Source organism: Flavobacterium sp. CSZ (genome assembly GCF_015350725.1).
Lineage (GTDB): Bacteria > Bacteroidota > Bacteroidia > Flavobacteriales > Flavobacteriaceae > Flavobacterium.
The window spans coordinates 118,089-130,163 of sequence record NZ_JADKPQ010000013.1 but is presented as its reverse complement, the minus strand read 5'-3'; the positions used below and the strand labels follow the sequence as shown (position 1 = coordinate 130,163).

Here is a 12,075-nt window from a genome sequence, read left to right as displayed (position 1 = left end):
ATGGAAAATAAATTCTTTCAGGAAAACAATCCAAACCGTCAAAAGCTAATTAAGCCACTTACCGATACAAGTATTGGTGCTGATGACATTACCTCATTTATTGCAGAAAATTTAGAGACAACTTCTACCATAAATGCTGCATTGCTCAAAAGCGATTCTAAAGCTTTCAGTTTAAAAGCAATGCCTCAAAAAAAAGTAGAAAGTTACATCAAAAGCATTGATCACCTTCAGGAATGTCTTAGAACTGCATTGCAATTAGAACTCTCTACAATTCCTCCTTACTTGTGCGGACTTTATACCATCAAGGAAGGCAGTAATGTAGAGGCAGGCGCACTTATCAGGAGTGTTGTAGTTGAAGAAATGCTCCATATGGTTTTGGTTGCAAACATTCTTAACGCCATTACAGATCCAAAAAAGATAGAAGGAAAAAAACTTTTTAATGTAAAAGAAATTATTCCAAACTATCCAACTGCTCTTCCAGGTGGAATTGTTCCCGAAGTGCCAGAAGGATTTCCTGCTTTTAAAGTTCAGCTCCTTAAATTTTCAAGAGAAGCCCTTGATGAGTTTTCTACTATCGAGAGACCTTCTGATCCAAAAGCTCCAATTACCGGGCATTTTGACAGTATAGGTCAATTTTATGAAGCGATTCGTTATGGTTTACTTCGTTTGAATAAAGCAACTCCGGGCGGAATTTTTATTGGAGACCCAAAACGTCAGATAGGCCCTGAACATTATTACGGAAGCGGTGGCAAAATCAATAAAGTCACCAATTATGACCAAGCCGAAATTGCTATTGGAGAAATCGTTGGTCAAGGTGAAGGTATCGATGGAACTATCGCTACTGATCATGTGATGTTTGGTGAAGATATCGAATATGCTCATTACTTTAAATTTCAGGAAATATGCTACGGACGCATGTATAGTGCAAACGATACCAATTTCCAGATGCCGGTAAGAAGCGTTCCTACAGGCCGTCCTTTTACCGTAAGCTGGTCATCTGTTTATAATATGAAGGCAAACCCTAAAATGAAAGATTATGAAGGTAATCCGGAATTATTACAAAAAGCCATCGAATTCAATAAAGTATATGTAGCACTGCTTAACGGCATAAACGATGCAGTAAGCGGTGATCCTGACCTGCTTATAAAAGGAATTACAGTGATGTATGATCTTAAATACAAAGCCCTTGAATTACTAAATATTCCATTAGGAAACGGAGAATGTGCAGGTCCAACTTTTGAATATGTAGACTTATAACAACCCACTTCAATTTTAAATTATTTAACCAATAAAAAACAAAATTATGTATTATCCACTAGAAGCAAAATGGACTATCCTGCCCGGAAATGAAGAAAAAGCTACAGCAGCTTTAATACAACTGGCAAAAGATGTGCAGCAAAATGAGCCTGAAACATTACTCTATATGGTACATGTTCCCAACTTTAAAGAAAAAAGTTTGCCTACACCTGCGCAGGGCGAAGTTCTTTTCTGGGAAGTTTATCAAGACCAAAATGCATTTTTTAAACATGTTAATGGTCCAATATTTACAGCATTTGTAAAAACCTACGGAGACTTGTTCCTGAGTGATTTTAGCACGCCGCCACAAGTTTTCATGACCACTGAGGTACTTACTCAGATTCAAGGATTTAGTCGAAAAGCACTTTAAGGCAAAACCTTCAAATATTTTTTACCCCATCAAAAACAAATCAATTTAAAAACAAATCAAATGGCATTAGAGCACAATAATCCGTTAGCGAATCTAAACCTGTCGGGTTTAAATAAGCTAGAAGCAAAAATAGAAAACAAGGGACCTCAATCAAAATTTAAAGCTTCGGCTTTAGAAGCTGCGCCTGTTAATCTGGGTGTATTAGAATCTCTTATAGGAACCTGGGTTGGTCCGGGTTTCAACCTGATCGAAGTACCCAACATGAATCAGGCTAAACCAGGTCCGCCACCCACAGACAAATTCAAAATTATATTAAATTCAACAGCAGAAACTTTTACATTCTCTAACATTGGAGGTGATATCATTAACCGCGGAAATGCACAATCAGATATTGCATTTCAGGGATTGCACTATTTACAACAAGTAGATGATGTTAATCTTCCAAGCGGTCAAAACGGAATTCACCTAGAAACGGGTTTATTCTTAAATCTTCCAAGCGGTTCTGATCCTTTGGTACAGCCTAGTATTGCGCGATTGGGTTCAATTCCCCATGGTGATTCACTTTTGGCACAAGGAACTTTTTTTACCGTTCCCGGACCTCCTGTCTTTGAGCTTGCCGATCCTACACCCTTTTTTATTATCGACGGCAAAAGAGTAAATGACGTAAGTGAAACGTATTTGTCACAATTAAAAAATGCCGTTCCCCCTGCGGGAATTCCTGCCGATGCAATCATGGATCCCAACATTCTTCTTAAAAATGCTATCGAGGGACAAAATATTATCGAAACGGTAGTTATTCTCTTAGATGCTAACCCAATAGAGGGAGTGGCTAATACCGGAGTTACAGCTCCTCTTGGTGGTATTACCAATATTCCTTTTGTAAATGTGAACGCCAATGCCAATAGTCTTTCGGCTATTTTTTGGATCGAAACAGTTCAAAATCTGGACAAAACTACTTTTCTTCAATTACAATACACACAAACTGTAATTCTGGATTTTCCTGTTTTTGCTCCTGACGGATCTATTGTCGAAATTAAATGGCCACATATTTCAGTGGCAACACTTCGCCTTCAGGCATAACCACTAAATAAAAAATCAAATGAATAATAATACCCCCCCCATGTTGCTACACAGTACTTATTTTAATTTAGGTACAAGCAATACTGCCGATATTGTAGAGGCTTACATGGCCGAAGCCAGAGAGTACCTTTCTGAATCACAAGGAATGATTTCTTTTTGGATAGGCACAAGAGCCGATGATATGACCAGACCTGAAAATGATCTTAAATATGATATTGCGATGCACCAGCTCTTTAAAGATCAAGCCTCTTTTAATTTATACAATGCCAATGATCAAGCACACAATCAATTTGTCATAGATGTAAACAGATGGGTTCCCGGCACAACAAGACGTGTTATGGACGCAAATGTTAGCCATCTGATTATTGGAGGAAATTCATCTGAACCACAATCTATTGGTGCCGATGGTAATTATCCGCAAAGTTTGTTTCACGATCTGTATTTCTCCCTGAGGGATAAATCAGAAGAAAATATTAAAAAATTTACAGCGATCTGCGAAAAATATCTTTCTGGACATCCAGGCATCCAACAATTTGTAACAGGCGGACTTACTGATATCAAAAGAGATGTATCGGTACGAAATTTTCAAGTCGCTGTTTCTATTGTTTACGAAAGCAAAAAAGCATACGACCATTATCTGAAAAGTAAAAAGCATGACGATTTTTTTGCTGCAACTGCCGGAATGATTGCCAATACTTACATTTTCGACTCTTATATCAAATACCAGTCAAAAGTGTATTGCCTTGCCAGATAATCTCTACTATTTCAAAAACATAACCTAAAAAAATAAAATTATGATAGGTACAGCAATACAGGAACTAGCCCGTGAATTAAGCGGTTATGTAGTTCAACCCGGTGATGCCGAATATGAACAAACCGTACATATAGATAACGGACGCATTCAGTTCAGACCTCGCCTTATTATTTTTCCTGCCGTAGTGGAAGACGTCAAGTTTGGGCTCAAATTTGCCATTAACCACAATCTTCCTCTGTCGATAAAAGGAGGCGGACACAGTGCTGCAGGATATTGTCTAAACCAAGGAGGTGTTGTAATTGCCATGAAAAATTTAAACAAAATTACCTTTAATCCTAAAAAGGAAACAGTCGTTGCCGAGATGGGCGTAATATGGTATGATGTTTATAAATTCATGCAAGCCACAGCTACAGGACTTATTCCTGTTGGCGGAGGCTGTCCCACTGTTGCCCCTCCGGGTTTCATGCTTGGCGGAGGATATAGTTTTGTTTCGCGTTCTTACGGAATGAGCATCGATAACCTTGAAAGTTTAAAAATTGTTACTCCCGATGGCGAATTAAGACACATTGGTGTACACAGCAAATCTCAGGATGATATGGATCTCTTCTGGGCATGCTGTGGCGGCGGTGGAGGAAATTTCGGAATTGTTGTCGAAATGGAAATGAAGGTCAGAAAACCACTAAGCAAAAAAATGCTGGTAGGACAAATTCGTTATCCACTAGAAATGGCCGAAGATGTACTGGGCTATTACAATGAATGGGTCGAAACCTTACCAAATGCAATGGCTGTATATGGTTTTATGGGAAATCAAAAAGACTTAATAGATAAAACTACAAATGTAAAAGTATTAGGTCTAACCCCTGTTTTTAATGGTGATGGTGCTGAGGGCATTGATCTTTTGCAAGGACTATTGAAATTAAAACCTATTAATGCCGACCTTTTTAACATGACACTTCCAGACTGGGAATTCTACAATGGTTATACCACAAGAGTTGACGGAAGAAGTTCATATATACGTTCTACTGTTTTACCAAAACACGGAATGAATAACAAAGTAGCCAAGGTAATTATTGAGTCAATGAACAAAGCTCCGTCTGCTGATAGCTTTGCTGTGTGGACACATGCCGGAGGTGCTATCGAAAATGTTGCTTCAGATGCGACAGCTTATGTACACAGAAATAGCCGTTTTATTCCTGAAATTAAAGCTATATGGGATCTGAATAAACCAGGCGATACACTCAAAAATGTAGAGTGGGCTTACGAATTTTTCGAAAGACTCTCTGATGCCGGAAATGCTACTGGTGCTTATGTAAACTATATAGATCCATTACAGCACAACTGGACAGAGAAGTATTACGGTATTAATTACAAACGACTCTTAGCTCTTAAAAAGAAATTTGATCCCAACAACTATTTTAATTTTCAGCAAAGTGTTGGTTCAACTTTCAACCCAACTAAAGAACTTACCGATATCAGTCCGATAAACAGGACGAGGGTATAATTTAGAGTGGAAACTTAAAATCCCTGATACTTTTGCAACAGCTGTCAGGGATTTAAAATAAAAATGTACTCTTTTGCAACATAAAGTCAACGTGGTATAACTCTTTAAGTTTGCCCTAATCTTCGCCACCATCAACACGATCAAATGTCTCTCGCTGCTTTGGTTTTGTAGTATATTTTACAAATACCATTGGGCCCTAGTAAATATCGAATTGAGTTCCATTTCTACCAAGGTGCATCTATCCACTAATTCCTGCTGTAGAATAAACAGATAGCCTAAAAATATCAAAATTCTCCCTGGCGCAATCTTTAGAAGAAAATTTCAGCATAAGCTCGGCGTAATGGCCTATACTTGGTGATAGAAAAATCGGTTTGCTTTTACTTTGTAAAAAAAGTATTAATACCTTTTACTTTGATATAGGTTTTATCCTATCTCCAGCCCTTGAATTCCCAACAGGACATCCAAACCAAAATCCTGAAGACATATAAAGACAGTCTCTACATCCAGTAAGCCAATCTCTTGAAATCTTTCATAAAATGTATAGAAATTTGTGCTGTTTCTATCACCAAAGCCAAAAAGGAGCTGTCTTCTATTTGTTCTGAAGACAACTCCTTTTTTAAATTAGGTAATCAAATTCCATATTATTCTCAGCATATATTACTTTAAAAAAAAGGTCTGTTAAGATTATTAAAAACTACAAGTTAAAATAAAAACAGCTTTAATACTTATCAATATAGCCCGCAGCAGTATAGAAATAAATTTACTTTCCAAAAAAAACAAAAAACCTAAACTAAAGTCAAAAAAATGGATTTTTAGTTTACAAAATCAAACTTATCCTCAAATATTTTTCCAACGACCGGAATTGGCTTCTTTTGTTCATTTGCTGCATTTATTATTCCGAAAATCCACAAAATTAGAATCGCATAACCCACATAAGACAAAAAAAATAATGCCGGAAGTATCGATACAACTACAGAAAGAATAATATTGGTGATCAATGAAATTAAAAAGATGCCGAAACCTTGTTTTAAATGATAGGTAACCAGATCGCTCTTTGGAGTTACATCTTTGCTTTTTACATAAGCTATTATCCAGCCAATAATGGTGATATAGCTCAGGATTGATAATGTTTTATTGTTCATCGTTTTATTTTATTTTATTTATATAAGTCAAAAGTAGACCCACCCAAACAAAATCACAATAAACACTTTGCCATTAGCTGCTTTGAATTGGTATTTGTCACCCTTAAGGACATATATTGCAATTGGGCTTCAAGAAACTATTGATCTTTCATTAACTTAAAAAAATGTTCTTTTTTCCCTCTAGAAATAGGCACAACTGATTTATCATTCATATATATCATTCCTTCACGCGAATAACTCAAAATCGCATTTACATTGATTAGATGTGATTGATGGACACGAAAAAACTCAGGAGCCAATAGGATATCCTCATAATTTTTTAGTGGTTTTGATACCATTATTTTTCTTGCATCAGTTAAAAAAAAGGTAGTATAAGATCCTGAAGTTTCGCATCTAATAATTTGATCTAACTTGACCACATACATTGCTTCCTGAGTTGGCAGTACAATCCGGTCAGGAGTTTTAGAAAGATTGTTTCTCAGTTCACTAATTTGTTCTTTTTGCAACACTCTTTGTTTTAAAACGGCAATGCGATCTATAGCCATTTTAAGTTCCTGTGGATCGATTGGTTTTAGCAGATAATCCACAGCGCTGTACTTAAACGCATCGACGGCATGCTCTTGATAAGCAGTTGTGAAAATCAGATTAAATGAGTCAAAGGAAATCTGCTGTAAAACATCAAAGCCAGTTCCGTCTTTGAGCATAATATCCATAAAAACTAAATCAGGTTGTAATCTCTCGATAATTTTTTTGGCTTCTTGAACACTCTCTGCATATCCTATGATCTGAACTGTATCTCCAGCCACCATTTCAAGCATAATAGATAAGGCTTCTCTGAGCCTGTATTCATCTTCAACGATTATTGTTTTATATATCATTAGAGTATGGGAATATTTAAAATTACGATACAGCCGTGCCCCTCTGCTAGAGCATCACGTTCTATAATCTGAAAACCAGCATCGGGATTTTCTTTTTGCATTTTACTTAATCTCTCATCGGTAATTGTTGTGGAAAGCGATTGGTGGGAATTGTCGGCTTTTAATTTTTTTGACCCGGCCAATCCTATTCCATTATCTTTAATGGTGCAAATTAAAATTTGCTGTTTTTCATCCAATTTAAAGTAAATTTCAATCAATCCCCTTGTAGTACTTGGCATTGGTTTTATACCATGTTCTATTGCATTTTCTATAAAAGGCTGTAATAACAAGGGCGGAATAAGTATATCTTTTTGGATTGCATTATCGCATTGAATGGTATAATCAAAACCATTATTTAGACGAAGCTGCTGGAGTTCTATATAGTTTTTTAAGGTATTTATTTCCTCTTCGAGCCAGATGGTTTCTTCTCTGGACTGCTCTAATACCTGCCGGGTTAACTTTGCAAATTTATTGAGATACGAAACGGCAGGAGCGGTATCTTTCTGCAGGATCATACTTTGAATATTCCCCAAAGCATTAAAAATAAAATGCGGATCCATCTGAGAGCGAAGTAAGCGCCTCTCAAGGGATAATCGAGCCGATAAATTCTCCATTGTATCTTTCTCCATAAGCTGCATTTTCAGGGCGCTGTTAGTTTGCTCTTGCTTTAAGAAATCTTCCCTCTTTTGATAATATCGCTGTCGGTAATAATAAGAACGAAACATAAAAACAAGTCCTATGAGCAGTACTGCGGCAATGATATAGCCCAATAATTTGTTCTTCTGCTGCAATTCATTCTCCAGTTCAAGCTCTTTAATGCGCTCTGCTTTTTTAGATGATTCGTATCTGGCCTCGGAATTTTGCAGCATCGACTCGGCTGAGGCTTTATATTTTAACTGATTGTATTTTGTAAAAAGCGTGTCATAAGCATAGTAGGCCTTAAAATCATTTCGCTTGACAGAAAGATCTTTTAAACTATTATAAAAAGTGGCCAAAATATAATTATCGGTGTAAGGCAGACTTTTTTGGTATTTAATTCCCTCTGCAAATACAACTTGGGCCTGAGCATAATTCCCTTTTTGAGTCAGATAAAATCCTTTAAGGCCTATAGCACTTCGGTAAATAATTTTTATGTTATATTTTTTTGCGATAAGGGTGGCTTTTTCAAGATTCTCCAGAAATGACTTTTCATTAAGTGGCTTGGGCCCTTTTGTATAGAGATCTGCCAGATTGATATAGGCAATTCCCATATTGCTTTTACTGTCTATTTTATCTGCATTTCTCTGGGCGATCCAAACGGTTTGTTCAAAAAAAGCAACAGCATTACTCCAATCTGTTTGCGTGCCGGTTTCCATTTTATCTATAAGATAACTTCCAAAGGCAAGTCTTGCATAAAGCTCACTTTCAGCATCCCCGGATTTTCTTGCATGTTCGATCGCTTCTTTGGCATATTTTTCAACTTTTGAAGGAGATTCAGGTGAAAAAAGATACGATATGTCTGATGCTATTCTAGCGCATTGATCATGCGCCTTGACTTTAGTAAATAATCTGTAAGCTTCTAATAAATAATTTAATGCCTCAGGCTGATCTTCTATATAAGATTTTAAAGATCCCATCGCAAGAGCAGCATGAGCCTTAACCCTTGTTTTATTCACTTTTTTAGAAAGATAATATGCCCTATCGGCATAATGAATATAGGCTTTTAAATTAATCAAACGTCTTTGAGTCAAAGCCAGATAAGCATAACAGATCACCTGGTCTTCTTTGCTTTTATTTTTTATTGCCAAGGCAAGGGCTTGTTTCTGAATTTTTAAACAAGCAATAGTATCATCAAAACGTTTTGAATACCCCTGACTGGCCATTTTTTCAATCAAAGAAATGTTTTGTGCCTGGATATTGGTGGTCAATAGTATCAAAAAAAACAAATATACCTTCTTAATTTTTTTCTGATTGAATATAAAAAATGAGCTCATAAATGGGGTTAAATAATGGCAAAATACAAATTGTGATCAGACTGACCAAATATTTCACAAGGGATTACCTCCATATAAAACACTTAATTACAACCTATTAAAACACAAAAAAAGAACTGAATTTTATAATATAATTCAAAGTGGACCAAATAAAAACCCAAAGCTACCATTTACCAATTGGCAATTGTTAATAGCTTATCTATGGCGTAATCTTGTCTTTAATAAATAAATTTAAAAAACACACTATTATGAATAAGAAAAGTCTTTCATTACTAATAATAATCTTTTGTTTTGTAACCGGATTTTCATCTGCCCAGCAACTAGAAGAAAAACGTTTAAAAATAGAAATCACCGTAAAAGACGGCAATAAATCTATAACCTCTGGGGTTCGTACGGCTACCTTTTCTTTTACCAGGCCTGCTGCTGCTTCCAGCGATACTTCACAAAAAAATTATTTTCTCTCGATTGATTTTGAAAAACTAGATCTCAATTTGCTGCGCGCTTTTGCAAAGAGCAAAAATGGTCTTGATGGGCAATTAACAATGGTAGATATCTATGGAAAAGCACCTGCCAGAAAATTTGAGTTTAAAGGCGCAACACTAGATGCCTTGAGCGATCAGCTTAATGGAGATTATTCGAGTAGTTATTTTTCCCTTAACTGCAGTCTGGTAATTATCGATGGTATAACAATAGAATAAAATTTTATGACAAAACTTAAATATTTTAAAAAAGATGCAAACCGATATGTCATGAAAAAGGAATATACTTTTGGTTTGATTGTCAGTTTTGGGCTTGCGGGCATTGCTGCTGCCGGCATCTGGATCAATGAACCTGGAATAGCCTGGATTTTGGGCATTTTATCGGTTCTTTGTTTTATTTCGATTTGGATCAAAGATGTAACTATAGATCTGGATAAAAAAGAATTTATTTTAAAAAGCGGTCTTATTGTTCCTTCTATCCGCGTGAGATTACAAGATTTTCAAAACTTTGAACTCGTTAGAACCAAGCAGTACTTAATTACAACCAATACATCATTAAATATTTGTTATCTAAAAGACGGAAAAGAAAAATACGCGACTTTATCACAGGGTTTTACAAATCAAAAAATGCAAAATCTTGCCAATGAAATTGATGAAATACTACACAATCATGAAGCTCAGCGATAAATATAATTTTCAGCAAAAACCAGATTCAATTTCGTTACATCCTACAAAGTCACTGCAAAAATTATCTCAGTATTTTTTAATTGGCATTTTTATAGCTGCCCTTATTTTACCTTTTTTTAAAGATGTTATAGGAGAAGTATTGTACTACTCTATCTATGTGCTGCTTGGATACTCTTGCATTCATAGCTTGTATGATATTCTAATCAGGGCCAAAATATGCTATACTTTTGATTTGAAAAATAATGCTGTTTTTAGAGACAGCCCTATTGGTTCAAAGAAAAAAATAATGACATTAGAAGAGGCCGTTATTTTTGTGAATTCAGAAATGGGAAGCTGGCATTATAGATTAGGAGCTAAAAAAAGTCATTTTATAAAAAGTTACACAATAAGTGAGAACTTTGGTTCTGGAAAAAAAAGTGAGAACAGACAAAAAGAATATGAAGATCAGATTCTGGCAAAAATTTATACAATAATAGAATCAGCCTGTAAAGTAAAAATTTAATTAAAAAGTAAAATAGACCTACTGTTTTAAAAAAAAACTAGACTCAAAAGTAAATTTCAAAACAAACTAAAACTATCAAATTCATTCATCTTAAAGCCATTAAAAACACAATTGGGTAGAACTGTAAAAAACAGAAAATATTTGTGCTTCTCAGTTGGCTGCTTTTTTTAATTTTTTAATATCTATTAAGAAAATCATCCTCCCTTTTAATTCAATGAGGCCCGCCTTTTTAAAATCAGACAGCAGTCTGATGCAGCTTTCGGTAGCCGTACCTATCATTCCGGCCAATTCTTCTCTTGACAGCTGGGCTTTTAATGATTGGTCCTCATTTACTCCAAAGGTGTCTTGAAGATATAATAACGTTTCAGCCAGTCTTTCTTTAACTCTTTTCTGGCTCATATCAACCGTATGATCGTCAGCGCGTTTCAAGTCATCAAAAACCAGCTGCATTAAATTCATGGAAAACTGATTGTTATTGTTGAAGAAATGAATAATATCTCCTTTTGGGATAAAACAAACTTCCATATCGGCAACAGCCTTAGCACTTAAATTGGCCGGTTCATTGCTGATTATCGAACGTTGTCCTAATAGTTCTCCTGCTTTTACCAGTTTTACTATCTGATCTTTTCCGTTGGCACTTAATTTGGAAAGTTTTCCTATACCATCCTTTACACAGAAAACACCATTGGTGACTTCACCTTCCTCAAAAATAGCTTCGCCTTTTTTAATAGAGCGGGTTGTTTTACTATTAGCCAATTGAACCACTTCAGCTCTACTGAGCGCCTTTAGGGAAGTAAGCTCCCTTACAATACACTGATCACATTTGTTCATAGTAAAATTATTTTTGTAAAACTTAGTTTGTTTCGAATCGTTACATCGAATGACAGCTCAGAAAGCAAAGAAGAAAATCGTTCTACATAGCGGCTTATAATGATAACTAAATGTCACATCTATAATCTTTGTAAAGTAAAAAACAATTTTATGAATGGGCAAAGTTGTCTTCATTAACCCTATAGAGAATTTTGATCAAATACAGTTTTCTTGCAATGGCTATAAGAGGGATTTTTTTTGATCTTATATTAATCTTAACAATAGAGTTTGCTCCTATCACAACAGTGATGGATGATAAAACAAGCCTACTGATCTTTTCCGCATTGCATTTGCAGAAAAAAACTCAAAGGAAAAATACTAAAAAAAGCAGAGTTAGAAATAGGTAGCTTATCTTTCAAAAAGCTGCTAATTGCTTTTCCTTTACTTAAAAGCAGCATTAGGTTTTTCATGATAATCAGAGTGGAATTTAAGCCGGGTGCAAGTCTTATCTTTTAGATACTTTATCTCATAAGAAAATACACAATATGCTTTTAATCAGTCAAA

The 12,075-nt window shown here is 35.5% G+C and carries 12 protein-coding genes; 8 read left to right on the top strand and 4 right to left on the bottom strand.

Annotation, left to right across the window (positions count from 1 at the left end; all coding sequences use genetic code 11):
• The 5 genes from IRZ78_RS15950 to IRZ78_RS15930 are packed head-to-tail and all read left to right on the top strand — an operon-like array spanning position 1 to position 5,001.
• Positions 1 to 1,257 carry a ferritin-like protein gene (locus tag IRZ78_RS15950; protein ID WP_194617486.1) on the top strand — a complete coding sequence of 419 codons (1,257 nt, stop codon included), beginning with the start codon at positions 1 to 3 and terminating at the stop codon, positions 1,255 to 1,257.
• A 46-nt stretch (positions 1,258 to 1,303) separates the two neighbouring features.
• Positions 1,304 to 1,666: an antibiotic biosynthesis monooxygenase gene (locus IRZ78_RS15945; protein ID WP_194617485.1), complete on the top strand. Its 363-nt coding sequence runs from the start codon at positions 1,304 to 1,306 to the stop codon at positions 1,664 to 1,666.
• 60 nt (positions 1,667 to 1,726) lie between these two features.
• Positions 1,727 to 2,746, top strand: coding sequence for a heme-binding protein (locus tag IRZ78_RS15940; protein ID WP_194617484.1), 1,020 nt, complete (start codon positions 1,727 to 1,729; stop codon positions 2,744 to 2,746).
• 19 nt (positions 2,747 to 2,765) lie between these two features.
• Entirely contained in the window at positions 2,766 to 3,500 is a 735-nt protein-coding gene (locus tag IRZ78_RS15935; RefSeq protein ID WP_194617483.1) for a Dabb family protein, read from the top strand.
• Between the two features lie 40 nt (positions 3,501 to 3,540).
• Complete coding sequence (locus IRZ78_RS15930; protein WP_194617482.1) at positions 3,541 to 5,001, top strand: FAD-binding oxidoreductase; 1,461 nt, start codon at positions 3,541 to 3,543, stop codon at positions 4,999 to 5,001.
• A gap of 812 nt (positions 5,002 to 5,813) precedes the next feature.
• Here the strand turns inward: IRZ78_RS15930 and IRZ78_RS15925 are convergent.
• The 3 genes from IRZ78_RS15925 to IRZ78_RS15915 all read right to left on the bottom strand — a co-directional run bounded on the left by IRZ78_RS15925 (position 5,814) and on the right by IRZ78_RS15915 (position 8,976).
• Positions 5,814 to 6,143 carry a DUF4870 domain-containing protein gene (locus IRZ78_RS15925; RefSeq protein WP_194617481.1) on the bottom strand — a complete coding sequence of 110 codons (330 nt, stop codon included), beginning with the start codon at positions 6,141 to 6,143 and terminating at the stop codon, positions 5,814 to 5,816.
• Between the two features lie 137 nt (positions 6,144 to 6,280).
• Positions 6,281 to 7,021 (bottom strand): LytTR family DNA-binding domain-containing protein, encoded by a 741-nt coding sequence (locus tag IRZ78_RS15920; RefSeq protein ID WP_194617480.1) that lies wholly within the window; start codon positions 7,019 to 7,021, stop codon positions 6,281 to 6,283.
• Entirely contained in the window at positions 7,021 to 8,976 is a 1,956-nt protein-coding gene (locus tag IRZ78_RS15915) for a histidine kinase (RefSeq protein WP_228520499.1), read from the bottom strand. Before IRZ78_RS15915 ends, IRZ78_RS15920 begins: the two co-directional genes overlap by 1 nt.
• A gap of 305 nt (positions 8,977 to 9,281) precedes the next feature.
• Here IRZ78_RS15915 and IRZ78_RS15910 point away from each other — a divergent pair, with 305 nt between their 5' ends.
• From IRZ78_RS15910 to IRZ78_RS15900, 3 genes are read left to right on the top strand one after another with little or no spacing between them, the layout of a single operon-like run.
• On the top strand, positions 9,282 to 9,731 hold the full coding sequence (locus IRZ78_RS15910; protein ID WP_194617478.1) for a hypothetical protein: 450 nt from the start codon (positions 9,282 to 9,284) through the stop codon (positions 9,729 to 9,731).
• 6 nt (positions 9,732 to 9,737) lie between these two features.
• Positions 9,738 to 10,199, top strand: a complete 462-nt coding sequence (locus tag IRZ78_RS15905) for a hypothetical protein (RefSeq protein ID WP_194617477.1) — start codon at positions 9,738 to 9,740, stop codon at positions 10,197 to 10,199.
• Positions 10,183 to 10,701 carry a hypothetical protein gene (locus IRZ78_RS15900; protein ID WP_194617476.1) on the top strand — a complete coding sequence of 173 codons (519 nt, stop codon included), beginning with the start codon at positions 10,183 to 10,185 and terminating at the stop codon, positions 10,699 to 10,701. The genes IRZ78_RS15905 and IRZ78_RS15900 overlap by 17 nt, the downstream gene beginning before the upstream one ends.
• 150 nt (positions 10,702 to 10,851) lie before the next feature.
• On the opposite strand, the gene IRZ78_RS15895 is transcribed toward IRZ78_RS15900, so the two are convergent.
• On the bottom strand, positions 10,852 to 11,532 hold the full coding sequence (locus IRZ78_RS15895; RefSeq protein ID WP_194617475.1) for a Crp/Fnr family transcriptional regulator: 681 nt from the start codon (positions 11,530 to 11,532) through the stop codon (positions 10,852 to 10,854).
• Positions 11,533 to 12,075: the final 543 nt, after the last annotated feature.